The organism is Shewanella sp. ECSMB14102 (assembly GCF_000813075.1).
GTDB classification, from domain to species: domain Bacteria; phylum Pseudomonadota; class Gammaproteobacteria; order Enterobacterales; family Shewanellaceae; genus Shewanella; species Shewanella indica.
Window position 1 is genome coordinate 14,968 of the sequence record NZ_JWGX01000026.1, and the last position, 23,844, is coordinate 38,811.

Genomic DNA, 23,844 nt, shown 5'->3' on the forward strand with positions numbered 1-23,844 from the left:
TTCGTTGTAACCTGGGTATTCCTTATGCTGTTTTGCCATAACAGGTGGAAACTGCAGCGATAACAATAACTACACGAGGTTGGAATGGAAACGATAATGGAGTGGGTTAGCCAGCTTAACAGCCTGGTTTGGGGTGTGCCCATGCTGGTGATGATCCTGGGGGTAGGACTGTTTCTGTCCATAGGTTTGCGCTTTATGCAACTTCTCAAGCTGGGGAGAGGCTTCCGTTTACTCTGGTCCGGGCGGATCCCGGATAAAGACACCAATATGAAAGGGGAGATCAGCCCCTTCAATGCGCTGATGACGTCACTGTCGGCCACCATAGGAACAGGGAATATCGCCGGAGTGGCGACGGCAATTTTTCTTGGCGGCCCGGGGGCATTGTTTTGGATGTGGTGCACCGCGCTGGTGGGGATGGCTACCAAGTTTTCAGAAGCCGTGTTGGCGGTCAAGTATCGCGAGGTCGATGACAGCGGCAACCACATAGGTGGCCCCATGTACTACATCAAGAATGGCCTCGGCCAGAAATGGGCCTGGTTGGGAACGCTATTTGCTTTATTTGGTGGCTTTGCCGGTTTTGGTATCGGCAATACAGTACAGGCCAATTCGGTGGCTGACGCCTTGGACAGCAACTTTGGTGTTCCAGCCTGGGCAACTGGCCTGGTCATGATGATCCTGGTGGGTGCAGTCCTGATGGGCGGTATCAAACGGATTGCCGATGTGGCCGGTAAGTTGGTGCCCTTGATGACTGTGTTTTATATCACAGCAGGCTTGGCTGTGATTGTGGTCTATTTCGATCAGATCCCGGCGGCACTGGAGTTGGTATTCGAGAGCGCCTTTAGCCCAGTGGCGGCCCAGGGTGGCTTCGCCGGGGCGGCAGTTTGGGCTGCTATACGTTTCGGGGTCGCCCGAGGGGTATTTTCCAATGAAGCCGGTCTTGGCAGTGCACCTATTGCCCATGCGGCAGCCCAGACCAATAACCCAGTGGCTCAAGGTCTGGTAGCCATGCTGGGTACCTTTATTGATACCATAGTGGTCTGCTCCATCACAGGTTTGGCGATTATCGTTTCCGGCGCCTGGACCTCGGGGGAAACCGGCGCAGCCTTGACCTCCTATGCTTTCAGCCATGCCTTGCCCATAGGGCATTACATAGTGGCGGTGGCTTTGGCAATTTTCGCCTTTACCACTATTCTCGGCTGGAGTTTTTACAGTGAAAAGTGCGTTCAGTATCTGTTCGGCATTCGCGCCATAGTGCCGTTTCGCTTGGTCTGGACTCTGATGGTGCCGGTAGGGGCTGTTGCGTCTTTGGACTTTATCTGGCTGGTGGCCGATACCCTCAATGCCATGATGGCTATCCCCAACCTGATAGCCCTGGCGCTACTCAGTCCTGTGGTTTTCGCGCTGACTCGGGAATATTTCATCAAGCAGCGTCAGGCCGAGTTGCAAAAATAGTGTTCCAATTGGTCCTGAACCCAAAACAGGGCAACTCGAGTTGCCCTGTTTCTTTATCAGTCGGCGTTGCTGTCAAACTCAGTGTCTTCCTGCAGTTCAAACATGGGTTCGGCATTGGGTAACTGCTTGAATAGATGACTGAAGTGCCGCTGAACGCCTTTGAGGTCTATCCCGGCCATCCCGGAGGCGAAACCAAACCAGGCATAGAGGCCACTGAAGTTATCAAACATGGGCGGTAGATACTTGGGGGCGGCAATAAGCCCCTCTCTATGAGCCTGATAAAGTACAGGGATATCTTCAATGGCCAGCTTACCGACAAACAACATGGGGATGATCTCCGGGATCCCGGCGGTGATGGCGGAGCGGATAAAGTTAATGTTTTCCACATAGCCGCGCACATAGGAGATATCCTTGGTGAAATAACTGCCACCTTGCACCATACCACCGCGAAATACCCGCTGAGTCACCCGGTAACTGTCTCGTTTACTGAGATTCTGGCCGCAGAAATAGTTGAATACTTCTATGAAGTCGGCACCTTGCTCGGCCATATCGACCGCAGTGATCCTGTCGCTGATACGCCTGGCCCGCCCTGGGTTGGAGCTCAGGGTGATGGTTTCCATCAATACCGCCAACCCTTCCTGGGCTGCGGCTACCCTGGGGGAGCCGACACTGAGCCAGGTGGCCCAGGGTTGAGCCCGGCCATTGAGGGTTGTGCCCACATGTACCCAGCCCTCATGTACCTCATAAACATCGAGATCCGATTGGCTGAATAGTGCCTTGCTGTTGAGTTTGACAGTATCGCCACCCACGGCGGCATCCGAGACTATGCCGTCACTGAGGCGTACCCGAATATCGTCGCTGTGGAAATAATCTTTCAGGCGGCGACCGAGTATATTCACCGCCTCCGGCGCGGCGATTTCTTTGGGGTGATGGCGATTGCTGCGCAGCGCTGCCGGCAGCGAGAAGATGTAACTCAAACGATCGCCGAGCTGTCTGAGGTTGTGTCTGTCGCCGTGGAGCTTATGGTTGGCGCTGCCGTAGAGGCGACGGCTGAACTCACCGAAGTCGGCCTTACCTCTATGTTGCAGCATGTCGATAACCTGAAGATACTGCTCGATATTAGCCACCAATATCTTGCCAAGCTTGTCGTATCTTCCCAGACGCTTGCGGGTCTGCAAACGCAGTTCGGTTAACTCTTGACGAGTCTTATCCGGGTCAAAAGGCAGTGGCAGACGCTGGTAAAACTCGGCGTCTATCGCGGGTAATTGTTTACCGTTATTCTCGAGAAATCGGGCTTCCACCTCCCTCGGCCACTTGATGGCATCGAGGATTTTTATCGGTTTCTGCAACCGGATAAGCTCGTCCGAGAGGCGCCGCAGATCCTCTTTATAGGTACTTGTGTCTGGCATCAATGGTCTCCTCGGAAGACACAGGTTATTGGCGGCTATCATCTTGGATAACGCGCTGTCTGGCAACAGAATTTATCCTTGCCAGATCTTGGTGCAGTTGCTTGGTTATTGAGCATAGTCGGCGTACATAATTTAAGCTAATTAATTGATATTCATCATTTTGTAATATTGGCACTCAAGCTGCTTATTTGAGGTTGTATAGGCGAACTTTCAGGAGCCCTTATGGCAAATATGAGTTACTTGAGTGTGATTGAACGTTTTCATGAGTATCAGCCGCTAATCGATGAACTATTGCAGTCGATTTTGACCGGAATGGCCGATGCTCAGCTCTTTGATGACACAGGGCGGGCCATTAAGGTGTTTTCTGAAGTGTCGGCCTGTTATCCCTTTGTGGAATTGATGTATTTGCTGGATGAAAATGGCCAGCAGGTGAGTCCGAACCTGGCCCTTATCCAGCAAAAGATCAAACTGCTGGCGGTGGGGGAACATCCGGATCGCAGCCAGCGCCCCTATTTTCTCAATACCAGTGATAAGAGTGGGGTACAGATAACTTCGCCTTATCTTTCCAATGCGTCCGGGCAGTTATGTTTATCGGCGTCCCTGGGCGTGAGTCGTTTGGATGCCAGTCGTGGCTTTGTGGTGGTAGATATCAACCTGACCCGGCTGATTGAGTTTATGATGGGCGACAGTTTAAGACGCAAGGTGACGCCGCTGTTCAAGGCGGTTTATCTCACTCTGGTGACAGGGCTATTCATCATAGTCGGGGTATTGGTGTTGATTTCGGCCAGGGATATCTGGCATTTATTGGCGCAGGGGCCGCAGTTGGCTCATGATTCGCTCAAGCCGTTTGGGATCATCATCTATATCACCCTGGCGTTGGCGATATTCGATCTCGGTAAGACCATACTGGAAGAAGAAGTGTTGATGCACAAAGACATCTTCCGCCACAGTTCCACCCGGCGCACCATTACCCGCTTTGTTTCCACCATATTGATCGCCATCTCCATCGAGGCCTTGCTGACCATGTTCAAGGCATCACTCGGACAGGTGGAGTATATTCAGGGAGCGATTTTGATGATGTTGGCGGTGGTTGGCTTGTTGGTGGCCTTGGGGCTATACGTCTGGTTGGGTGCCAAGGCCGAAGCCCTGCTTAGCCAAACCCAGTCTTTGCGGGGGCGGCAAGGATAAGGAGGATGTTGCTGACATCCTCCTATTTCTGAAGGCTAAAACATATCGTCATCATCGAGCCCCATGGCTCGTCTGAGTTCCAGGCGTTCCAGATAATCCTCCAAACGGCGTTTTATCTGGCGTTTGTGTTGCAGCGCCTTCTCGGCCTGGCGGTTTTTTGGGGTGGTCATCGCTTCAATTTCAGCATCGTTGGGCACGAGTTCAACAATATGGGCCATCACGAATTCCTCATGGTTTATCCAAGGATTTTCTAGCCAAAAAAGCATTGGCTGAAAAGCAAAAATTTTTGTCTAACAAAGCAAATGATTCTGTCCGTCCCTCTAGTCAATATTAGTTTTGGTTAAACTGAAATCTAGCATTGAGCTTCTGTTGAATGTGAGATCGAGACAACATTTTGACGATATTTTCCAAGAACCTAAATCTTGGGGATTTTGTGCTGTTTTTGACTTGTTTTTTTCATGAACCCGACCAGAATTAACCCCATGGCATTCGCTTAATTGGCTAAGGACTCGGCTGTTTATGATCCCGGACGATCGTCTCACCGCATCATCCACCTCTGTAAAACGCTTCGGCTTTTCCACTCCGGCCTCGGTTTGGGTGATTATCCTGGTTGCACTCCTTTTTACTTGCCTGGGTTGGTATCTGTTTAATCAATATGCGGAGCAGCGTGGACGTGAGCGCTTTGAGTATCAGGCCATGTTGGTCAAAGATGCCATAAGAGATCGTCTGTTGACCTATGAGCAGGTACTGCGGGGTGGCGTGGGCCTGTTTATGGCATCCGATGGTGTGACCCGTGAGGAGTGGCACGAATATGTGACCAACGCCAAGATGGAGAGTTTTTATCCCGGGATCCAGGGAATAGGCTATAGCGTTATTGTACCCCCGGAGCAGTTGACTGCTCATGAGGCAGCTATCCGCGCTGAAGGTTTTGAAGAATACCGGGTGTACCCAGTCGGTAAGCGTGATGCCTACCAGGCCATTATCTATCTGGAACCCTTCGATTGGCGTAACAGGCGGGCATTTGGTTATGACATGTATTCCGAACCGACTCGCCGAGAAGCGATAGACAGAGCCATCAACACCGGGGAGGCGGCAATATCCGGCAAAATTACCCTGGTACAGGAAACTCAGCAGGATATTCAGGCCGGCTTCTTGATGTACTTAGCACTTTATGATGACACCTCTGTCGGCCCCAAGGCCGCTAAAGGTGTGGTTTATGCTGCCTTTCGAATGAACAACCTGATGCAAGGCATTTTGGCCGACAAGTTTCCCAGTCTGAATCTAGAGATCTTCGATGGCGACACCCCCTCTGACACTTCGCTGCTGTACAGCACTGAGGAGGAAGGCCAGGTTACCAAAACCTATAACCAAGTACTGCCACTCAAGGTCGGCGGTCATCAATGGTTGCTGCAAATCGGTGCCGACAAGAGTTTTGTCACCGAAACCGAGAAGCTGCAAAGCAAGCTGATGTTGGGCATAGGCGTGCTATTTATCATGGTGTTGCTCTATTTTCTGCTCAGTAACGCCAGGGCCAGGTATCAGGAAGGCTTGCTGGCCAATGAGATCCTGGCCAATGAAAAGCGCTTCCGCTTGGTTATCGAGGCCTCGCCGTCGGCGCTGATCATGGTCGACGGTCATGGACTCATCACTCTGGTGAATGCCCATACTGAGCAACTGTTCGGTTATGCCCGGGATGAGCTGCTGGGCCGCAGCGTGAATATACTGCTGCCGGAGAGCCTGCATAAGTCGCACAATCAACACATGGGGGGCTACCTGCAGCAGCCGATTGCCAAGAATATGTCCCAGCGTGATGACCTGTTTGGCCGCGCCAAAGATGGCTCTCTGGTGGCGGTTGAAGTGGGGTTGACCCCAATTCATTTTACTAATGGCCAGTCGATTCTGGCCACTATCAATGATGTCTCGGATCGCAAACGGATTGAAGCGGAAAAAGCCCGCCACACGGAAGCGCTGGAGAAAATAAACCGTGAGCTGGACAGTTTTGCCTACATAGCTTCTCACGACCTCAAATCGCCGCTGCGGGGCATAGAGCAGTTATCCGAGTGGCTAGCAGAAGATCTCAGTGACAACAGCAGCGAACAGGTACAAAAGTATTTGCGACTGATCAAGAGCCGGGTCCAGCGAATGGTTCGGCTTCTGGATGGCTTGTTGACCTTCTCGCGCATAGGCAGGGTGGATACCGAGTTGACAGAGGTGGACAGCAAACAGTTGCTGCAGGATACCTTCAGCCTGGTGGCTCCGCCAACTGGGTTCAAGCTGGTTATCTTGTCTGAAATGCCTGTGCTGACCACGGCCAGGGTGCCGCTGGAGTTGGTATTTAGAAACCTGTTCAGCAACGCCATCAAACATCACGATAAAGAAGAGGGGGTACTCAGCGTCAGCAGCGAGCGTCAGGGAGACTACTATTGTTTTTGTGTTATGGATGACGGCCCTGGGATAGCGGTCAAGTTTCATCATAAAATTTTCGCCATATTCCAAACACTTAAACCAAGAGGTGAAGTTGAAGGCAGTGGTCTGGGGCTCTCTTTGGTGAAAAAGTCGGTGGAAAACATGGGCGGCAAGATCTGGGTGAAATCGGAAGGGCGCGGTTGCAGCTTTTATTTCACTTGGCCGGTCCACTTCAAGGAGGAGTCATGAGCCAAACTGCCGGATATAAGGAAGTCACTATTCTGTTGGTTGACGACGATGATGTCGATTACATGGCGGTACAACGAGCAATGCGGCAGCTTAGGCTACTGAATCCCTTGGTCAGAGCCAAAGATGGTTTGGAGGCCTTGGAGATGCTGAATGATGGCCGGGTGCACCACCCCTATCTGATCTTGTTGGATCTCAATATGCCAAGGATGAATGGCTTGGAGTTTCTCGGCCATATCCGCAACGACCCTGTGCTGTCTCTCTCTGTGGTTTTTGTGCTGACTACTTCAAGTGCCGATGAAGACAAGGTCGAGGCTTATAAGCATCATGTGGCAGGTTATATGGTCAAGCATGAAATAAGTGATGGTTTTTATAATATTTTCAATATGCTGGAAAGTTATTGGCGTATTGTCGAATTGCCGGAAGCCTGAGGGATGGAAAGCATGAATCTGCTGTTGATCGATGATGATGAGATAGACAGAGCCGCTATCATCCGCGCCCTGGAACAATCGTCACTGGCGTTCAAGGTGATGGAGGCCAACTGTGCCCAGAGTGGCTTGGAGTTCGCCTGCCAACAACATTTCGATGGCATACTGCTCGACTATATGTTGCCCGATGCTAATGGTCTGGAAGTATTGAGCCGTCTCAATGAATCTGCCGGAGAGCAGACCGCGGTAGTGATGATTTCCCGTTATGAAGACGATAAGCTGGCACAGCGCTGTATCGAACTTGGGGCGCAGGATTTTCTGCTCAAGGATGAAGTGAATACCAGCCGCTTGACCCGTGCAATCCGCAATGCCAAACAGCGGGCCTCGATGGCGTTGGCACTGCGCCAAAGCCACGAGAAGCTCAAAGAGCTGGCTGAACATGATTCCCTGACCAAGCTGGTCAATCGCTACGGTTTTGAACTCTGCCTCAATCGTACCTTGAGTCAGGTCAAGCGCCATCAGGACATGCTGGCGGTGATCCTCTTGGATCTGGATGATTTCAAAGGTATCAACGACACCTTAGGGCACCAGGTGGGGGATATCCTATTGGTGGAAGTGGCCAACCGTCTAAGCGCGGCGCTCAGGGAAGGAGATCTGATTGCCCGTCTAGGCGGCGATGAATTTGTGGTGTTGGTGACAGAGTCCGAGAATCGTTACTTTCCGATGGCGGTGGCCAATAGGCTACAGCAGGCCTTTGAAGAGCCTTTCCCGCTTGGAGAGCATGAGGTGCTGATCGGCGCCAGCATTGGCATTGCAGTGTACAGTGATTCTGTCTGTGATAGTTCTGAGCTGCTCAAGTGTGCCGATATAGCCATGTATCGCGCCAAAAAAATTGGCCGCAATCAGATCCAGTTTTATTCTGAAGAGTTGGCCAGGGAGGTGAGGTTTCGTAACCGTATCGAAATGGGGCTGAGAACTGCGCTGGAGCGGGATGAATTCAGGGTCTTTTATCAGGGGAAATTCGATGCAATTTCCGGCGAGCTTTTGGGAGTGGAGGCGCTGCTGCGCTGGCAACATCCTGAGGATGGTCTGCTGTCGCCTGACAGTTTTCTGCCTATAGCAGAAGAGATAGGCCTGGTGGATGAGATAGGTGAGTGGGTGTTGGTACAGGCATGCGCGCAAACCGTTGAGTGGCTGACGATGTTGGCTCCTGTAGGCAAGCGGTTATCAGTGGCGGTAAACCTGTCACCGTCGCAGATTATTCGCGAAACCCTGTATCAGACCATAGTCAGGGTATTGCAGCAAACCGGGTTGCCGGCGTCGCAACTGGAGCTGGAACTCACCGAAAATGCCCTGATTGAAGAACCGCTGGAGCTGGCCAAGGTGTTGGAGCGGATTGCTGCCTTGGGGGTAGTGTTGTCTTTGGATGACTTTGGCACCGGCTTTTCATCTCTCGAGCACATCAAATATTTTCCTATCAATGTACTTAAAATCGACAAGAGTTTTGTGGCTTCGGTCGAGCAGGATGAACGTGGTAAACGTCTGTTGTCTGCCTTGATTAATTTTGCCAACGGTTTTAACGTGGTGTCTGTGGCTGAGGGTATAGAGACAGAGGCGCAGGCGCAGTTTTGTCGTGAACGAGGCTGCAATCTGCTGCAGGGATATCTTTACTGTCGGCCGATTCGGCCCACGGATTTTGAAGTGCAGCATATTTTACCTTTGCTGGCCGAGGGGAATGTTTGATTTTGCTTGCCTATTGGCAAAGTATGGTCAAAGATGCCTGCTCTTTTTGCTGGGCCATAACTCTCTTTACCGGGTCTTCCAAACATGAAAATCGGTATCCTCTCTCAATTTCCCGAGCTTTATTCTACCCGCAGGCTGGTGGAAGCCTGTGAGGGACGCGGTCATCAGGCCTTGGTGATCAATCCACTCAACTGTTATATGAACATCAACTCGGTGCAACCCAGTATTCATCTTGAAGGTGAAGAACTCAGCGGTTTTGATGCCATTATCCCGAGGATCCATGCCAGTGTGACTTTTTATGGCTGTGCCCTGGTGCGCCAGTTCGAGATGATGGGGGTGTACGCCGCCAATGATTCTATCTCCATTGCCCGCTCAAGGGATAAGCTGCGGGCACTGCAGTTGCTCTCTCGCAAAGGGGTAGGTATGCCGGTCACCGGCTTTGCCAGCAAGCCGGACGATATTCCGGATCTTATCGCCATGGTGGGTGGTGCGCCGCTGGTGATTAAACTTTTGGAAGGCACCCAAGGAATAGGCGTGGTGCTGGCCGAAACCAAGAAGGCCGCCGAGAGCGTTATTGAAGCCTTTCTGGGGCTTAAGGCCAACATTCTGGTACAGGAATATATCAAAGAAGCCAACGGCAGTGATATCCGCTGCTTCGTGGTGGGCGACAAGGTGGTTGCGGCCATGAAACGCCAGGGGCCGGAAGGAGATTTTCGCTCCAATCTGCATTTGGGTGGCAGCGCCGAGAAAATCAAGATTACCCCCCAGGAGCGCAAGAGCGCCATAGATGCAGTCAAGGCGATGGGGCTGGCTGTGGCCGGGGTGGATATTCTTCGCTCTGAGCGCGGCGCTTTGGTGCTTGAAGTCAATTCGGCTCCGGGTATTGAAGGCATAGAACTGACTACAGGCATCAAGGTGGCAGAGCCGATAGTGGAGCATATCGAAAAAATGGTTGCTGCCCGTAAACACAATCGAACTGTCATCGCCTGATTGCGCCTCGGGCTTTCCCCATATAGGAGTTCGCACCTTCCTTAGAATTCGAACTCATAGACATAGCTGAGCACTATCTTGGCATCGTCGTCCGGCAGATCCGTATCGGCTACCATAAAGGAGACAGAGCCTATGCCTGTGTCCTTGCTGATGGCCAAATGGTAGTCGGCGTAGTCGGAAACCTGGAACCAGCTCTGCACCACATCGCCGTCTGAATAACCATAGTGTGCCGTCAGCGTCACGGTTTCCGTGATGGGATAGCTGAAACCCGCGTGGATATAGCTCAAATCCTTGTTATCCAGCGGCGCTTTGGCTACATCATCACCGGCATTGACCACCTTGGCATAACCCAGCTCAAACCACTTCCAACTGAGGGTCAACGCCAGTTCGCCAAAGTCGATATCACCCTTGGCATCAGGATAACCATAGTAGAGATAGCCGATGTCATAGCCAAAGTCTTCGCCTATGCTGCCGGAGTAACCGCCGTAAAAATCGAGCTCGTAACTGGTGTCATCACCAAAGTCGACATTAGAGGCCCAGGTGCCCAGGTAAAAGCCAGAGTCGTGGCTGTAGTCTATACCGCCTTGAACGGCGACAGAGTCATTTGTTTGGGTAACCCCGCGCCACAGATAGTTGGAGGCGACGCCGATATTCCCTGATACAGTCGCCTGGACTTCGCCGGCCAGCAACAACAGACCTGCAATAACTGACATTGAAAACTTGGTGTGTTTCATTCTCATCCCCTCGATGGTTGGGTTCCGGAACCGGGCAAGCTTGACCGGCGCAGACACTCGTTATTGTCTTTGTGGGATGAGCGAATCTTGTGCCAAGTTTAAATGAATATGAAATACAGAAAGTTAGCTTTTATTCTGAAACTCAGTTAACAGATTGTTGCCTTTAGTTAGGGCGTTTTGCCCTTTTTTTGTGCAGTGGAATGTTGGGAACTACAGACAATAAAAAAACGCCTCAATATGAGGCGCTTTCATCCGTGAAAAGCAGTTTAGTTGACGCTGTCACGCAGTGCCTTACCGGCTTTAAACTTGGGAATAGTGGCTGCAGGGATCTGGATCTCTTTGCCGGTTTGCGGATTACGACCTGTGCGGGCCGCGCGGGTTGAGGTTTCGAAAGAACCAAAGCCTACGATGGAGATTTTAGATCCTTCTTTCATGGCATCAGTCACTGCTACTTCGAACGACTTGAGGGCGCGGGCAGCTTCTGCCTTGGACAGGTTTGCATGTTCTGCCATTTTTGCGATTAGTTCAGTTTTGTTCATCTGGAGCGTCTCTTCTTTCCGTCGATTGAATTATTATTGCCCATCTAACATGCCATAAGGTTTTTGGCTTGAAAAGGCCTTTCAGCGGGCTTCTTGGGCTTTATTCGCTATTTTTTAACCAAAATTATACAAAATTGTGAGCCGGTCGCTGATTTCCTTAAATTCAGTGCGATCTAGTCAGATTTTTCCTGTTGCAAGAAGCGTTTTGTGTTGGTGGAAAAAGCTACCCAATACTGGAATGCCAGCAAGGCCAACAACACAGCCGCCAGCGGCAGCAAGGGGATATTGCGTCCAGCCAGCTCAAGTTTGACATCTTCAGGCGTTATCTGCAGTGCCATCAATGCAGTAGCGGCCAATGCCAGTAGTCCCAGAGTCTGGATAAAGAGATAGATACGCAGTGCCCACAGCGACCAACTTGTACGTAACATTATGCCTACCAATACTGGGATGACTCCCAAGGTAAACAGATCTACTGCACCTGTGCTGATGGTGCGCCACAGTGCTACCCCGGCCAGTACCAGATAGAGGATGCAAAGCAGTACCAATGGTATTGGTCTTGAAATGGACATAAATGACTCCTGTGAGAAATGGGCCTAAGTCTATGGAAAGCCCTGGGGTGAGTCCAGCCGGATTTTAATCGCATTTTCCGGTAAAATGAGCGCCGACATTTTTGGCAGGATAACACTCAATGACAGAAGAGCAGTTCTGGGAGCTGGTCAGCCGCGACTATCCCGATCAGGAACAACAGGAACTCCAGGCGCGTTTGACCGAAAAACTGCAAAGCCTGGGCGATGATGAGCTGGCAGAGTTTGATAAGCACTTTGCCAGGCTGCTCAGGTTGAGTTACAGCTGGGATCTTTGGGGCGCAGCTTACATCATTGCCGGAGTTGATTCAGATTATGGTTTCGCCGAGTTCCGGAACTTCCTGGTGACTCTGGGAAAGGAGCGTTATCAGGCGGCCTGCAATGCAGCGGATTCGCTGGGAGAGCTGGAAGTTTGGCCGCAATTGAATGGTTACGCCTATCCTTTTGTTGAGGAGATAGATCTGCTGGCCGGCCAGCTATACGAGACCCGTACCGGCAAAGAGTTACCGTTTGTGCCTTCGGGGCTGAGTCAGCCCAAGGGCAAGCGTTTCAACGACCAGCCCAAGGCACTGCGTAAACAGTACCCCAAGCTCAGCGCCCGTTTCCCCTTCTAAGCAGACTTAGTCGTTACGCATCTGCTCGCACTGAAAGCCCTGGCGGCGGGAGTCAAAGCGGCAGTAGCTGCCGCACTCCCAAGGAGCCCCTTCTGCGGCCTGGGACTTCTCGATGGCGAACGCTTTACAGCTGGCATAGTCGCCAAAATCGTCCTCTTTGAGATAACGCCCCGAATCGAAACCATGGGTATAAATGAAGGCACTCCAGGTTTCCGGCCCCTTGGGTTTAGCATCCTGATTGATGGCAATGAGAACAATTCCCAGAGCGGTAAAGAGTCCCAAGGTAATTAGCAAAGGCGGTGAGAGTTTCACTGGTGCTCCTGTAATGGCTCGGTTTTTCGGTCTATTAGATTACTTCAGCGGGGCTGACTCAAGCCGCATTGTTTGAAAGTTTGTTGCTGCGGCTACAAATTGATACTCAAGTTAATCTTCCTGGATGATGTATTACGAAAAATATCACATTAAAATAGCTACTTATAGCACGACACTATTCGCATATTAGTTTTGCGTTAAGCCCGGATTCAGGTTAAATTTTATACTCTGAGTTTGAAGCAAAAGCATACTGACAATCGCTCCCAAAGGAGGCTGAGATGAAAATCAGACATCTGTTACTTGTAAGTGCCCTGGCCTCTGGCTCGGTGCTGGCGGCCGACAAGGTCGATGAAAACCCGGTTACCGAGTCGGGTAAGGTCAAAATTGAGTGGCAGTCACCTAAGGATTTTCGGGATATCAAGTCTGCCAGCGAGCTGCAATCCCGTTATGAAAAACGTCTGTTCGATACCTTGACCAAGACTCTGGATAAAGACGTTTCATCTTCTCTAAAAGACAACCAAAAGCTGGAGCTGACGGTCACAGACGTGGATTTGGCCGGTGATGTGCGGCCTACCTTTGGTGCTACTGCCAACGATATACGTGTAGTCAAGAACGTTTATCCACCAAAAATAAGCTTCAGTTATCGCTTGTTGGAAGGCGATCAGGTAGTCATTGCCGGCGATGAAAAGCTGACCGATATGCAGTTTCTCGACCATGTGGACAGAATCAACAGCGACAGCTTCCGCTATGAAGAAAGAATGCTGAAAGACTGGTTCCAGAAAACACTCAAGCCAAAACTCTAAGCCGTTTTCGGCATATCCAGCAAGCACAGCCCTTGGGGGGTGTGCTTGGCCTGCTTTTTCGCCAGCGCACACAGGCGGGATAATTCATGTTCGTTGGCATCCAGACTCAATGGCGGTGGCAGTATTCCGACGCTGAGGCGCAATAGCGGTTGAAAGCATTCCTGCTCTTGTCTGTCCTTGGCAAATAAGCGCTGTCTTTGCCAATGTTCATCACTGAAGAATTGCCTTTTACTCTGCTCAAACTCGGCCAATATCTGCTGGCAAACCCCGAGTAGTTTTGGCTCTGTGCCTATCATCACAAAATCATCGCCACCCACGTGGCCGATAAACTGCGCTTTACCATATTGTCTGAGCAGGTCGGCTACGGCCCTTATCACTTCATCACCACGACTGAAGCCATAGATGTCGTTATAAGGCTTGAAATGGCATAGATCAAAATAGGCCAGATAGAAATGCTGTCGTAGTTTCCGTAGCCGTTGCAGCTCTTCCTGAATGGGTACATTCCCGGGCAATTCAGTTAACGGGTTGGCGTGGCGCGCCATCTGTATTCTATGTTCAGTAATGCGCTGCAGCAGCTCGCGGGTGTGACCAAGACCGATAAACTCACCTTGACGCAGGATAATGAATTCCTGCGCTATTTCGGAGCCAGGCTTGGCGGTAAGTTTTTGGCTTACCAATGACAGAGGTGTGGCCGCATCGACCAGAAGCACGTCTCTGTCCATGAGTTCAGTCACCGCCTGGTGTTCATGCAAGGCGCGGCCATAGGGACGGGAAAATAGCTCCATCAGCCGATGGCGATAGACCAGTCCCAAGGGGTGTTTCTGCTCCAGCACCACAATGCACTGAAGCTCCGGCTGGGAGAGAAAGCGTTCGCTCAACTGCTTGAGCTCAGTCTCGGAGGGGCAGGTTTGTGCCTGATGGCACAGGCTCTCCGCCGCCTCGTTGTATCTAGGTTGCTCCTGCTGACGAATGGTGAGATAGCGGGTTTGCAGTTGTCTATCCGGCTGCGCCTCGGGTCTGCCGAGTAAGAAGCCCTGACAATAAGTGATCCCGAGCTGGCGCAGTATCGTCAGCTCGGCTTCAGTCTCTATACCCTCGGCGATGACTTTACAGGTCAGGCTTTGGCAAAGCTCTATGATGGAGCGGACAAACTCCTGTTTTACCGGAAACTTGTCTATTTGGTGAATAAAGTGGCGATCAATTTTGACATAGTCGGGGGACAGTTCTGACCAGAGACGCAGGCCAGAATAACCGGCACCCAAGTCGTCGAGAGCGGTCAAAAACCCCTGATTGCGATAGTGATTAAGGCAGGCTTTGAGCTGATCTATGTCATCGGCAGGGTATTGTTCCGACAGCTCTATGACCACATTGGATGGCGCTATGCCGAACTGTTGCAAGAGCTTGAGTGTTTGCCCCTTGGGATGGGTTGGATCCAGCAGCGCCTTGGGTGAGATATTGATAAAAAGCTTGCCAGGCAGTTGTTTTTGCTGAAATTGGGCTATGGATACCCGGCGACACAAGGTTTCCAGCTCGGAGAGGCGCCCCAGGCGTTCGGCAGCACTGAACAGATGAAATGGAGAGTGAACGCTGCTGCCTATGGGGCCGCGGCTTAAGGCTTCAAAACCATGAATACTGTTGCTGTCTATGTTGATAATCGGCTGAAACAGTGCGGTGACATCCTCGTTATCCAACACACTTCCGAGTTCAGCTATTCTGTCTATGGCCATCAAACTGCAATACCTTACAAGGCCCCAAATCGGATAGAGTCTAGGTGTTGCAAGTGACACTAAGATGACAAGGCCGGGCTTGGCCCGGCTCATATTATTGATTCAACTGATTGAACTCTTGCTATTTACTCTGCTGTTTAAATTGTTGCAGCGTTTGCAACAAGACTGCCAGTTTCGGCAGTAGGGCTTCCAGCTGTTCCGGGGTGGGTGCCGTTTCGGCTTCAAGATCCGCTACCGCCTGTGCCAACTCCTGTACATAGGGGAGGAAGCGGTTACTGCATGTGGTAAAGCCTTGCTCTTGAGTGAATACGGCAGAAAACTTTCCATGACCGGCTTGTTGCAGCTGATCCAGACGATTATCGGCATCGACAGCCTGGCGGTAAGCGGTCTGCAGATTGGCTTTCAGTTGCTCAATGACCTTGGTGTATGGCATAACAGCCTCTAACTGATGAACTTTGGCTGAAATTATAAGGAACAGGGATGCGCGCAACAAGTCGACTGCTGTGGTTCTTCTTCGGATGTGGCTTACTTTTAAGTGGTTGGGCCCAAGCAAAAGATGGTGATACACCACCCTTCTACCAGTTGGAGTTTGCCGGTAAGACGGCTTTTCTCATGGGCTCAGTGCATGTCGGCAAGGCTGATTTTTATCCACTGCCAAACCAGATAGAGCAGGCCTATCACAATGCCGGTGCTCTGGTACTGGAAGCTGATATTCGCGATCCTGCGGCGCAGCAATTGCTGCAGCAGTATGGCTTGAAGGCTGCAACACCGGATGAGGAAACTCAGACGCTGCTGCAGGGATACTGTGGCGGTAAACCTTTATGTCGGCAATTGGCTATGATGTCCCCCTGGTTGCAGTCGGTACAGATCAGTATGCAACGCTTCGTGGAGCTGGGTTATCAACCCAGCCTGGGTGTTGAGCAGTATCTGTTGGATGGGGTAGGTGGCAAACCTGTGTTAGAGCTGGAAAGTACAGAAATGCAGTTGGCACTGCTGGACTCGCTGGCGCTGGAGTACCAGTGGAATATGGTTAGGGAGAGCATTCGCGGTGAAGATAGGGAGATCCAGGCGCTGATCACGGCCTGGCGCAGCGGGAATGAAAAAGCTTTGGCCGAATTGATGCTGCATCAGCTGTCCACCGAAGGAGAAAACGTATTGCTGGAAAAACTGCTGTGGCAGCGTAACCAAGGCATGGCCGAGCGTCTGTTGAGTCTGATGGGTTCCAATCAGGCGCCACTATTTGTGGCCGTCGGTGCCGGGCATCTGGCCGGCAAAAGGAGCCTACTCGAGTATCTGCATAAAGCCGGAGTCGACAGTCGTAACTGCTGGCAGCAAAGCTGTGATATACCGCCCGGCGAGGCAAACTGAGGCGCTGAGGTCTATACTTGCTGTGCTTGAACACAGGGAGTTGAGATGCAAGGCATTAGCGATGCGTACAAGGGGTTTGAAGGAACAGTTCGCCAGTGGGATCAACGTTTTGGCAAGGTGGTTGCCAGGGTCGACCCCGGCGGTTTTTATATTACAGGTGCCGATGAGTACATTTTTACCCGTTTGGGTTCCTGTGTGGCGGCTTGTATCTGGGATCCCGTACTCGGCATAGGTGGCTTGAATCACTTTCTGTTACCCGAGCGTAAACTTCACGAAGATTGGCAGCAACTGACCAGTTACAGCTGTCGTTACGGCAACTGGGCCATGGAGCAGTTGGTCAACGCCATACTCTGTGTCGGCGGTCAGCGACATAGATTACAGGCCAAGATTTTTGGCGGTGCCAGAATGGGCCAAAACAGTGTGCTGAATGTCGGCCGGTCCAACATAGATTTTGTACTGCGTTATCTCAAACTTGAGCAGATCCCTGTGCAGGCGGAGGATTTGGGCGGCCCTTGGCCGCGCAAGGTGATGTTTCACCCCAACAGCGGCAAGGTCTTGCTCAAGCACATGGATCCCGAACGTCTGGCGCAGCTGGTGCCGGAAGAGAACCGTTATCTGGATCAGATAGTGGATAGCAAAGATCAACCCTCGATCGAGTTATTCGGCCCGGATGCCTTGTGAGCAATGAAATGCACGTAACGGCCCAGAGACAGATAGGGTTGCTGGCGTGAGTATTTCAGCTCCATCTCAAGTAGTTGCTGGAAGTCGAAATTATCCGGCAAGCTCTTTTTAAGATAGTCATGGATGACTCTGACCCCGGATTCACACCTCAACTCCAGTTGCCACTCCTTAAACCAAGCTTGTACGTCAGCTATTTGCAGCGGATGTTTCGGGCTGAGGCGGACTCTTTTGCGGGTTTGCAGATCGGCAGCCACATAGTCGAGATTACCTGACACCAGGGCGTGAAAGCGCATCGCTTCCTTATTGAAAAACATCAGTGAAAACAGGCCGTCATCTTTCAAAAGTGACAGCAAGCCCGCCAGCGTACTTTTGGCATCATGCAACCATTCGGCAACCGCATGGCAGAGAATAAGGTCGAACTGGCCCAGTTCCGTTACGTTCAGCTCCTGAATAGCGCAGTGCAGCAGTTGAATATCCAAGGGGGCGGCCGAGGCGGCTATCTGTTCCCGGGCTTGTTCCAGCATGGCCGATGAGATATCGCACAGCACCACCTCATGCCCCATAGCCGCCAGTTTCTGACTGAAAAAACCGAAACCGCCACCGGCATCCAGTACTCTGAGTTTACGGCCGGCAAAGTAGGGTAACTGTTCCTGCAGATCGCGCCAGAGCACCGCGGCTCTGATCTGTCCTTTAGGGGTTCCATAAATATTGTTGGCGAACTTTTGCGCCAGCTTGTCAAAGTTCTGATCTTGCACTTTGGAGGGTTCTGAATGACTTGAAGGCATATAGTGTCTCACAAGCCGCAGCCCTTGGCATCAGAGCCAAGCGCTTATGGCGGACAGATCGCAAAATCATAGATAGCTCCGAAAACGGCAGGGATGAGGGATAATGCTCGGCTTGGAATACTCAAGGTGGGCTTTTTGGTTATGGAATTCAGTGTCGAACTGCGAACAATGCCTTCGTTGTTTTCGCTGTATCGCAAGATTTTTTTCGGGCGAAAGCCTGGCTGGGACAACCAGCCTTTACCTCGTATCAGCGTTAATACTCCCGGCGTGGCTTTGGAGCCCGGCAAGGTGGCCGACTACGCTCAGGTGTGTGGCTTCGAGTTTGATGGCAAAACTCTGCCGCCTACCTATCTGTACGTGATGGCCTTCAGGTTGCATGCGGTGATCTTTACCCATGACGCTATCACTTTTCCTCTGCTGGGAATGATCCACCTGCGTAATCGTATCAGTCAGTTTCGCAGTGTTACTGTGGATGAGCGTTTCGATATCGACTGTCGCCTCACTGATAGCCGAGAGACAGATTCCGGGCTGGAGTTTGACCTTATCTCCAGGGTGACTGTGGCCGGAGAGCTGGTGTGGGAATCCCTATCGACTTATCTGTATCGCATAGATAAGCCGGGGCGCAGGGCAAGGCCACCCAAAGCCGGGGATATTCTGTGGGAAAACCCCAGTGTCTGGGAGTTGGGTGACGATTTGGGGCGGCGTTATGCCAGAGCCTCGGGTGACTATAACCTGATCCATCTGCATCCCCTGCTTTCCAAGCGTTTTGGTTTCGACCGGGTGCTGGCTCACGGCATGTGGTCCAAGGCCCGCTGCGTGGCTCAGTTGATGCCTGAGCTGGGCAATAAACCCTGTGTCATTGACGTGGCGTTCAAGTTGCCGCTGTTTATGCCGGCCAGTGTCTGCTTCTGCGCCGAGCCCATGGAGCAGGGCTATAAGTTTGAACTCAGGGATCAAAAGGGGCGTAGGCCACACCTTTGTGGTGAGCTCTCCCTGCTCTGAGCTGTCGGGGCCTAGGTTTCCGACCTTGGCCTCTGTTTGGCTCTATTATTCCTGCGCTCGCTATTTTCCTTCCGTTCGGAAACTGTTTTTCGGCCAATTCCGGCCAGAGATTTCTTGACTCAGATTAAGGTATTGCTGAATAAAGAGCGCTTCGACTTTAGCTTGAAGCCGGAATGGCCTAGTATGCGGGTCCTTTGATCTATTTGCTTTGGCCCTTGTGGGAGTTTTACTGAATGTTGAAGGACATAGAGATCTCTAGAATGACGCCGAGGCGTCCCATTGAGCATATCGCTACTGAGCTGGGGTTGCGTCCCGGTGAGTTCAGCTGTTACGGCGACCACAAGGCAAAAATCCCGCTGTCCTTGCTCGAACGAGTCTATGACTATCTGCCCGGTAAGCTGATTCTGGTGACTGCGATAACGCCTACGTCACACGGTGAAGGCAAGACGGTGACCAGCATAGGTTTGACCCAGGCCCTGCATGCGCTCGAGCACAAGGTCTGCGCCTGTTTGCGCCAGCCCAGTATGGGGCCGGTCTTTGGCGTCAAAGGGGGGGCTGCCGGCGGTGGTTATGCCCAGATAGTGCCGATGGAAGAACTGAATCTGCATCTTACCGGGGACATTCACGCCATTACCAGCGCCCATAACCTGGCCGCCGCTGCGCTGGATGCCAGGTTGCATCATGAGCAGCGCCTCGGGGCAGCAGAATTTAGCCGTCGCAGTGGCTTGGATGCGCTCAATATCGATCCGGAAAAGCTCTTTTGGCACAGGGTGATGGATCACAATGATCGTAGCTTACGGCAGATTCAGATAGGGCTGGGAAATAACAATGGCCCGGAGCATGAGTCTGGCTTTGATATCACCGCCGCCTCGGAGCTGATGGCGATTTTGGCCCTGAGTCGCGATCTTGCCGATATGCGCCGCCGTGTTGGTCAGGTGTTGCTGGCGCTCGACACTGCTGGACAGGCGATTACCGCCGAGCGGCTCGGGGTTGCCGGTGCCATGTGCGCTATTTTGCGTCAGGCGTTGGAGCCGACACTGATGCAGACTCTCAACGGTGCCCCTTGTCTTATCCACACCGGACCCTTTGCCAATATCGCCCACGGCAACTCCTCTATTATTGCCGATGAGATGGCGCTGAAACTCAGCGATTATGTGGTCACTGAAGGCGGCTTTGGCTCGGATATGGGCTTTGAAAAGTTTTGTAATATTAAGGCACCTGTTTCCGGACGTCAGCCTGATTGCACCGTCTTGGTGGCGACCTTGAGAGCACTTAAGAGTAACGCAGGACTCAAGGGCGAGGCAGTAAGCCGGCCTAACCAGCAGGCTCTGGAGCAGGGCTTTGTCAATCTGGCCTGGCACCTGGCCAATGTGCGCCGTTACGGCACACCTGTGGTGGTGGCTATCAACCGTTTTCCCGAAGATACCGAGCAGGAGCTTGAGTGGTTGAGGCAGGCCTGCCTCGCCGAGGGTGCCGATGCTTGTGAACTCAGTGAGGCTTTTGCCCTCGGTGCCGATGGCGCCAAGGCCCTGGCCGAGTCGGTATTGGCAGCCATAGGCAAGGGCGATGGCTTCAAGCCTCTCTATGACCCTTCGCTTGGACTCGAGGCCAGTCTGGCAACTCTGGCCGAGCTTGGTTATGGCGCTGCCGGGGTTGAGTTGTCGGCCAAGGCCCGTGAGCAACTGGCCGAGATCCAGCGCCTTGGCGCAGACAAGTTGCCTGTGTGTATGGCTAAGACGCCTATGTCTATCAGCCACGATCCCAAACTCAAGGGGGCGCCCAGCGGTTTTACTTTGCCTATTACTGAGCTTAGGCTCAATGCCGGAGCCGGTTTTGTCACCGCTTTGGTGGGCAAGGTGATGACAATGCCTGGGCTGGGTTTGAACCCCGGCTATCTGCATATCGATATTAATGAGCAGGGTGAAGTGATAGGGCTTTAATTCGACAACAAAGGGCGCAGATGCGCCCTTTGTTGTATTGGAGACTGCCGCGCCGATTTAACCGCGATAGAAGTGTACGTCCCGCTGCGGGAATGGAATGCTGATCCCTTCCTCGTCGAAGCGCATCTTCACTGCCCGGGTAATGTCCCAGTAAACCTCCCAATAATCTTCCGGCCTGACCCAGGGGCGCACCACAAAGTCCACCGAGGATTCACCCAATAGGTGCAGTTTAACCGTGGGCTCAGGGTGTTTCAGTACCTTGGGATGCTCTTGTACCAGTTGCTCCAGCACGGCTTCGGCCTGTTCGATATTGTCGCTGTAACTGATGCCGAAGGTCATATCTACCCGTCTGTGATGCTCGGCGGTGATATTGTTAATGGTATCGCCCCAAATTTTGTTGTTGGGAACAATCAGTCGTTGGTTGTCCAGGGTCTTGATGGTCGTTGAAACCAGGCTCATATGGCTGACTCGGCCTGTGACTCCGGCGGCATGGATCAGATCTCCCACATCGAAGGGGCGATAGATGAGGATCATCATTCCTGAGGCGAAGTTGGATAGGGTATCTTGCAGCGCAAAACCGATAATCACCCCGGCAATACCGAAACCAGCCAGTAGAGGCCCGAGTTCGAATCCCAGCTGTGACAAGGCGATCAACAAGCCCAAAGTGAAGATGACCTTGCCCGAAAGCGAGGTGAAGAAGTCTTGCAGCAGCTTGCTGAACTTGAGCTTGGAGTTACTGACCGCCTTGGCAACGATTCGCTTGGTCAGTTTGGCCAGCAAGACGGTAAGTAGCAAGATAAACAAAAAGATAAATATCTTGAACAGTATATCCGGCCCGCCTTCAACCAACTGCGCCTTGGCGATTTCAAACCATTGTCCCGCCAGGCTGGAGACAACATCGATATTGAGTACATCCTGGGTGATATCCCCCGAGATGGCAAACAGGGTCTTTTTCAGATCGCTGGTATCCACATCCAACTTATCCAGCATGCTTATCACTGCGCTCAGGCTGCTGCTGTTGTTTTCCAGTCGCTCTTTCAGCAGGGTCAAGGTCTTGCTCTGCTCGCTGCTGACATCTTTGCCCGCCAGCGCATTTTCGGCCATTTGCACGGCCAATTGCTGCTGGTTATAGCTCACCAGGCTCTCCAGCAACCCGGCTCTGACGATAAGACGTTGCTTGAGTGATTCTTTCGCCTGGCTGACATCCTGCCCCAGTTGTTCTGACCAATTGAGCAGTTCCAGCAAGCCTTTTTGAATTTCATCCTTTTCCAGGCTGCGGCGGGAGATCTCAAGCATCAGCTGTTGATCTTCCCCTTTGCCGAGCTTGCCCTGCAGCGACACTATCTCCTTGTCGAGATATTGCACCATCTGCTGCAGGAGTTGCCGCTGCGTTTGCAGGTGCGGCAGAACGTTCATCAGGGCCTGAGGGGCTGCATTCTTGTCGCCAATGGCATCTATGCTCTCTTTGAGTTTATTTCGCTGTGCCAGAGTCAGTGCCTTGATCCTAAACTCAGTCACTGCCTTGAGTTCGCCCTTGGCAGTGCGAAGCTGTTGGATATTTTGTCTTATAGTTTGCTGTATCAAAGTGAACTGCTCGGTGGCGAGCCGTTCAGGTTCAGATGCAAAGGATTGCCAGGAAAGAGTTAAACACAACAGGAGCAAGAGAGATCTAACCATGTTTTTAGTCCGATTTTTATCTGTTTTTCTGAGGTGTTGGAGTTAATAAATATGACACGAAAATTTCCATGGTGCCTAAAAAGCGCATGGATTTGTGGTTTTTCGCACATGGGAGATATAAGGCGGACGCCAGCTTTGCTAGAATAGCGCCCCTTTGTTGAACTCGCCGGAGAACGCCCGAGTGTTATGCTCCAATTGCAATAAAACCTTTAATGTTTCTCAGATAGCCCAGCAGCGGGGCAGCGGCTTTTCTGCGCAGATCCAGTGTCCTCATTGCGAGGCCTGGCTTGGAAAGACGCCTTGGTTATTGAAATTGAAACTGGCGGGTTTTTATCTGGGGGGGGCTGCGGCTATTTGTGCCTGGTTGGTACCAGAGACCAGACACTTCGGGATACCTGTCGCAATCCTTGGGCTGATCGTCTTGCTGATCAGCCACCTGATGGATCATCTGCACACGGTTGAAGCGCCGGTTAAAGTTGAAGAGGATGATTCGGCGCAGCGGCAGAAGTACCGCTAACGGCTTATTCTATCACCTGTACCTGATTGGCCAGGGAGGTTTCTACGTAATAGATGCCGCCCAAAATAGCGCCGCAAAACAGAATGGCAAACAGGATAATCCCCAGGTTATTTTTGAGAAATGCCAACATAGCTTTTCCTTTGGTTAGGCTGCTCTCATGGACGGGTCCGTGCGAGCACAAAGAGTATAGGGTAAACCTTAACCGGCAGAGCTTAAGCAGAACTTAATCTCCGCCCGGCCTGTGATTTGCGCCGAAACCTCTGCGCCGTTACATATCTTGTAACTTTTAGTTTCAGCTTCGCCCTGTTAACCTTGTTGCAACCTCGGGGCAGGCTGGCTTACACTAGCGCCGGATCTATCTGGGGGATGTTAGGTTTGGATATCGCTGTTCGCACAAGAAGCACTATTGCCATATGGCTTGCTGCCATATTGGTGCTCTTGTCTGTGGCTGCTTCGGCCCACAGCATCTCCCATCTCCAAGAGGGTCATAAGACCCACTGTACTCTCTGTTTTCATCAGCATCAGCTGAATAAGGTCATGCCCGGCACTGGGCTGCATCTGGATGCTGTCAAACAATCCTATATCAGAGTCAATCTTACGGCTCCTTCCTGGCAGGCGCCCCACGTTCGCCTGTTCAACAGTCGTGCTCCCCCTGTCACAGCCTGAATTTAAAGAAACCTCTATTTAAATTTTGCTATC

At 51.9% G+C, this 23,844-nt stretch carries 25 protein-coding genes; 14 read left to right on the top strand and 11 right to left on the bottom strand.

Features of this window, described 5'->3' with window-relative positions; all coding sequences use genetic code 11:
- The first annotated feature begins 84 nt into the window (after nt 1–84).
- A complete protein-coding gene (locus tag RC73_RS09635) occupies nt 85–1,452 on the top strand; it encodes an alanine/glycine:cation symporter family protein (protein WP_039034440.1) in 1,368 nt (455 codons plus the stop codon).
- A 56-nt stretch (nt 1,453–1,508) separates the two neighbouring features.
- Here RC73_RS09635 and RC73_RS09640 read toward each other — a convergent pair whose 3' ends face one another.
- Nucleotides 1,509–2,861 (bottom strand): flavohemoglobin expression-modulating QEGLA motif protein, encoded by a 1,353-nt coding sequence (locus tag RC73_RS09640; protein ID WP_039034441.1) that lies wholly within the window; start codon nt 2,859–2,861, stop codon nt 1,509–1,511.
- A gap of 222 nt (nt 2,862–3,083) precedes the next feature.
- Here RC73_RS09640 and RC73_RS09645 point away from each other — a divergent pair, with 222 nt between their 5' ends.
- Complete coding sequence (locus RC73_RS09645; RefSeq protein ID WP_039034442.1) at nt 3,084–4,049, top strand: PDC sensor domain-containing protein; 966 nt, start codon at nt 3,084–3,086, stop codon at nt 4,047–4,049.
- Nucleotides 4,050–4,084: 35 nt separating this feature from the next.
- Here the strand turns inward: RC73_RS09645 and RC73_RS09650 are convergent, their stop codons facing one another.
- Nucleotides 4,085–4,267, bottom strand: a complete 183-nt coding sequence (locus RC73_RS09650) for a PA3496 family putative envelope integrity protein (RefSeq protein WP_039034443.1) — start codon at nt 4,265–4,267, stop codon at nt 4,085–4,087.
- A gap of 304 nt (nt 4,268–4,571) precedes the next feature.
- Between RC73_RS09650 and RC73_RS09655 the strand changes: the two genes are divergently transcribed.
- The 4 genes from RC73_RS09655 (at nt 4,572) to rimK (ending at nt 9,862) form a co-directional block, all read left to right on the top strand.
- On the top strand, nt 4,572–6,704 hold the full coding sequence (locus tag RC73_RS09655) for a CHASE domain-containing protein (RefSeq protein WP_039034501.1): 2,133 nt from the start codon (nt 4,572–4,574) through the stop codon (nt 6,702–6,704).
- A complete protein-coding gene (locus tag RC73_RS09660) occupies nt 6,701–7,132 on the top strand; it encodes a response regulator (protein ID WP_039034444.1) in 432 nt (143 codons plus the stop codon). Before RC73_RS09655 ends, RC73_RS09660 begins: the two co-directional genes overlap by 4 nt.
- Before the next feature lie 12 nt (nt 7,133–7,144).
- The gene (locus tag RC73_RS09665; protein ID WP_039034502.1) at nt 7,145–8,872 is read left to right on the top strand and encodes a putative bifunctional diguanylate cyclase/phosphodiesterase; all 1,728 of its coding nucleotides are present in this window, start codon (nt 7,145–7,147) and stop codon (nt 8,870–8,872) included.
- Nucleotides 8,873–8,956: 84 nt separating this feature from the next.
- Nucleotides 8,957–9,862 carry a 30S ribosomal protein S6--L-glutamate ligase gene (gene rimK, locus RC73_RS09670; RefSeq protein ID WP_039034445.1) on the top strand — a complete coding sequence of 302 codons (906 nt, stop codon included), beginning with the start codon at nt 8,957–8,959 and terminating at the stop codon, nt 9,860–9,862.
- Nucleotides 9,863–9,903: 41 nt separating this feature from the next.
- Here rimK and RC73_RS09675 read toward each other — a convergent pair whose 3' ends face one another.
- From RC73_RS09675 to RC73_RS09685, 3 genes are all read right to left on the bottom strand, one after another.
- The gene (locus tag RC73_RS09675) at nt 9,904–10,596 is read right to left on the bottom strand and encodes a TorF family putative porin (RefSeq protein WP_039034446.1); all 693 of its coding nucleotides are present in this window, start codon (nt 10,594–10,596) and stop codon (nt 9,904–9,906) included.
- Nucleotides 10,597–10,862: 266 nt separating this feature from the next.
- Nucleotides 10,863–11,135 carry an HU family DNA-binding protein gene (locus tag RC73_RS09680; protein ID WP_039034447.1) on the bottom strand — a complete coding sequence of 91 codons (273 nt, stop codon included), beginning with the start codon at nt 11,133–11,135 and terminating at the stop codon, nt 10,863–10,865.
- A gap of 173 nt (nt 11,136–11,308) precedes the next feature.
- A complete protein-coding gene (locus tag RC73_RS09685) occupies nt 11,309–11,704 on the bottom strand; it encodes a hypothetical protein (RefSeq protein ID WP_039034448.1) in 396 nt (131 codons plus the stop codon).
- Nucleotides 11,705–11,823: 119 nt separating this feature from the next.
- Here RC73_RS09685 and RC73_RS09690 point away from each other — a divergent pair, with 119 nt between their 5' ends.
- On the top strand, nt 11,824–12,333 hold the full coding sequence (locus RC73_RS09690) for a DUF4240 domain-containing protein (RefSeq protein WP_039034449.1): 510 nt from the start codon (nt 11,824–11,826) through the stop codon (nt 12,331–12,333).
- A 6-nt stretch (nt 12,334–12,339) separates the two neighbouring features.
- On the opposite strand, the gene RC73_RS09695 is transcribed toward RC73_RS09690, so the two are convergent.
- Nucleotides 12,340–12,645 carry a hypothetical protein gene (locus RC73_RS09695; RefSeq protein ID WP_039034450.1) on the bottom strand — a complete coding sequence of 102 codons (306 nt, stop codon included), beginning with the start codon at nt 12,643–12,645 and terminating at the stop codon, nt 12,340–12,342.
- Between the two features lie 278 nt (nt 12,646–12,923).
- Between RC73_RS09695 and RC73_RS09700 the strand changes: the two genes are divergently transcribed.
- Nucleotides 12,924–13,448: a DUF3016 domain-containing protein gene (locus tag RC73_RS09700; protein ID WP_039034451.1), complete on the top strand. Its 525-nt coding sequence runs from the start codon at nt 12,924–12,926 to the stop codon at nt 13,446–13,448.
- Here the strand turns inward: RC73_RS09700 and RC73_RS09705 are convergent.
- Nucleotides 13,445–15,178 (bottom strand): GGDEF domain-containing protein, encoded by a 1,734-nt coding sequence (locus tag RC73_RS09705; RefSeq protein WP_039034452.1) that lies wholly within the window; start codon nt 15,176–15,178, stop codon nt 13,445–13,447. The genes RC73_RS09700 and RC73_RS09705 overlap by 4 nt on opposite strands.
- Before the next feature lie 118 nt (nt 15,179–15,296).
- Nucleotides 15,297–15,608, bottom strand: a complete 312-nt coding sequence (locus tag RC73_RS09710; protein WP_039034453.1) for a hypothetical protein — start codon at nt 15,606–15,608, stop codon at nt 15,297–15,299.
- A gap of 47 nt (nt 15,609–15,655) precedes the next feature.
- Here RC73_RS09710 and RC73_RS09715 point away from each other — a divergent pair, with 47 nt between their 5' ends.
- Both RC73_RS09715 and RC73_RS09720 read left to right on the top strand, forming a co-directional pair.
- Nucleotides 15,656–16,543 carry a TraB/GumN family protein gene (locus RC73_RS09715; RefSeq protein WP_039034454.1) on the top strand — a complete coding sequence of 296 codons (888 nt, stop codon included), beginning with the start codon at nt 15,656–15,658 and terminating at the stop codon, nt 16,541–16,543.
- A gap of 45 nt (nt 16,544–16,588) precedes the next feature.
- Nucleotides 16,589–17,224, top strand: a complete 636-nt coding sequence (locus RC73_RS09720) for a chemotaxis protein CheD (RefSeq protein WP_039034455.1) — start codon at nt 16,589–16,591, stop codon at nt 17,222–17,224.
- Here the strand turns inward: RC73_RS09720 and RC73_RS09725 are convergent.
- Nucleotides 17,185–17,979, bottom strand: a complete 795-nt coding sequence (locus RC73_RS09725; RefSeq protein ID WP_039034503.1) for a methyltransferase domain-containing protein — start codon at nt 17,977–17,979, stop codon at nt 17,185–17,187. The two genes, RC73_RS09720 and RC73_RS09725, sit on opposite strands and share 40 nt — an antisense overlap.
- 198 nt (nt 17,980–18,177) lie before the next feature.
- On the opposite strand from RC73_RS09725, the gene RC73_RS09730 reads away from it, so the two are divergent.
- Together RC73_RS09730 and RC73_RS09735 are read left to right on the top strand one after the other, a co-directional pair.
- Nucleotides 18,178–19,011 (top strand): MaoC/PaaZ C-terminal domain-containing protein, encoded by an 834-nt coding sequence (locus RC73_RS09730; RefSeq protein ID WP_039034504.1) that lies wholly within the window; start codon nt 18,178–18,180, stop codon nt 19,009–19,011.
- Between the two features lie 233 nt (nt 19,012–19,244).
- A complete protein-coding gene (locus tag RC73_RS09735; protein WP_039034456.1) occupies nt 19,245–20,951 on the top strand; it encodes a formate--tetrahydrofolate ligase in 1,707 nt (568 codons plus the stop codon).
- Nucleotides 20,952–21,008: 57 nt separating this feature from the next.
- On the opposite strand, the gene RC73_RS09740 is transcribed toward RC73_RS09735, so the two are convergent.
- Nucleotides 21,009–22,628 carry a mechanosensitive ion channel family protein gene (locus tag RC73_RS09740; protein ID WP_039034457.1) on the bottom strand — a complete coding sequence of 540 codons (1,620 nt, stop codon included), beginning with the start codon at nt 22,626–22,628 and terminating at the stop codon, nt 21,009–21,011.
- 181 nt (nt 22,629–22,809) lie between these two features.
- Between RC73_RS09740 and RC73_RS09745 the strand changes: the two genes are divergently transcribed.
- The gene (locus RC73_RS09745) at nt 22,810–23,145 is read left to right on the top strand and encodes a hypothetical protein (RefSeq protein WP_039034458.1); all 336 of its coding nucleotides are present in this window, start codon (nt 22,810–22,812) and stop codon (nt 23,143–23,145) included.
- Nucleotides 23,146–23,149: 4 nt separating this feature from the next.
- On the opposite strand, the gene RC73_RS21375 is transcribed toward RC73_RS09745, so the two are convergent.
- Complete coding sequence (locus RC73_RS21375) at nt 23,150–23,275, bottom strand: hypothetical protein (RefSeq protein ID WP_039034459.1); 126 nt, start codon at nt 23,273–23,275, stop codon at nt 23,150–23,152.
- A gap of 236 nt (nt 23,276–23,511) precedes the next feature.
- Between RC73_RS21375 and RC73_RS20090 the strand changes: the two genes are divergently transcribed.
- Entirely contained in the window at nt 23,512–23,811 is a 300-nt protein-coding gene (locus tag RC73_RS20090; RefSeq protein WP_082014291.1) for a hypothetical protein, read from the top strand.
- Nucleotides 23,812–23,844 lie beyond the last annotated feature (33 nt).

What these genes read in the sequence shown, in the direction of transcription:
- RC73_RS09635 (WP_039034440.1), top strand. Translation starts at nt 85, where the DNA reads ATGGAAACGATAATGGAGTGGGTTAGCCAGCTTAACAGCCTGGTTTGG.
- RC73_RS09640 (WP_039034441.1), bottom strand. Translation starts at nt 2,861, where the DNA reads ATGCCAGACACAAGTACCTATAAAGAGGATCTGCGGCGCCTCTCGGAC.
- RC73_RS09645 (WP_039034442.1), top strand. Translation starts at nt 3,084, where the DNA reads ATGGCAAATATGAGTTACTTGAGTGTGATTGAACGTTTTCATGAGTAT.
- RC73_RS09650 (WP_039034443.1), bottom strand. Translation starts at nt 4,267, where the DNA reads ATGGCCCATATTGTTGAACTCGTGCCCAACGATGCTGAAATTGAAGCG.
- RC73_RS09660 (WP_039034444.1), top strand. Translation starts at nt 6,701, where the DNA reads ATGAGCCAAACTGCCGGATATAAGGAAGTCACTATTCTGTTGGTTGAC.
- RC73_RS09665 (WP_039034502.1), top strand. Translation starts at nt 7,145, where the DNA reads ATGAATCTGCTGTTGATCGATGATGATGAGATAGACAGAGCCGCTATC.
- rimK (WP_039034445.1), top strand. Translation starts at nt 8,957, where the DNA reads ATGAAAATCGGTATCCTCTCTCAATTTCCCGAGCTTTATTCTACCCGC.
- RC73_RS09675 (WP_039034446.1), bottom strand. Translation starts at nt 10,596, where the DNA reads ATGAAACACACCAAGTTTTCAATGTCAGTTATTGCAGGTCTGTTGTTG.
- RC73_RS09680 (WP_039034447.1), bottom strand. Translation starts at nt 11,135, where the DNA reads ATGAACAAAACTGAACTAATCGCAAAAATGGCAGAACATGCAAACCTG.
- RC73_RS09685 (WP_039034448.1), bottom strand. Translation starts at nt 11,704, where the DNA reads ATGTCCATTTCAAGACCAATACCATTGGTACTGCTTTGCATCCTCTAT.
- RC73_RS09690 (WP_039034449.1), top strand. Translation starts at nt 11,824, where the DNA reads ATGACAGAAGAGCAGTTCTGGGAGCTGGTCAGCCGCGACTATCCCGAT.
- RC73_RS09700 (WP_039034451.1), top strand. Translation starts at nt 12,924, where the DNA reads ATGAAAATCAGACATCTGTTACTTGTAAGTGCCCTGGCCTCTGGCTCG.
- RC73_RS09710 (WP_039034453.1), bottom strand. Translation starts at nt 15,608, where the DNA reads ATGCCATACACCAAGGTCATTGAGCAACTGAAAGCCAATCTGCAGACC.
- RC73_RS09715 (WP_039034454.1), top strand. Translation starts at nt 15,656, where the DNA reads ATGCGCGCAACAAGTCGACTGCTGTGGTTCTTCTTCGGATGTGGCTTA.
- RC73_RS09720 (WP_039034455.1), top strand. Translation starts at nt 16,589, where the DNA reads ATGCAAGGCATTAGCGATGCGTACAAGGGGTTTGAAGGAACAGTTCGC.
- RC73_RS09730 (WP_039034504.1), top strand. Translation starts at nt 18,178, where the DNA reads ATGCCTTCGTTGTTTTCGCTGTATCGCAAGATTTTTTTCGGGCGAAAG.
- RC73_RS09735 (WP_039034456.1), top strand. Translation starts at nt 19,245, where the DNA reads ATGTTGAAGGACATAGAGATCTCTAGAATGACGCCGAGGCGTCCCATT.
- RC73_RS09740 (WP_039034457.1), bottom strand. Translation starts at nt 22,628, where the DNA reads ATGGTTAGATCTCTCTTGCTCCTGTTGTGTTTAACTCTTTCCTGGCAA.
- RC73_RS21375 (WP_039034459.1), bottom strand. Translation starts at nt 23,275, where the DNA reads ATGTTGGCATTTCTCAAAAATAACCTGGGGATTATCCTGTTTGCCATT.
- RC73_RS20090 (WP_082014291.1), top strand. Translation starts at nt 23,512, where the DNA reads ATGTTAGGTTTGGATATCGCTGTTCGCACAAGAAGCACTATTGCCATA.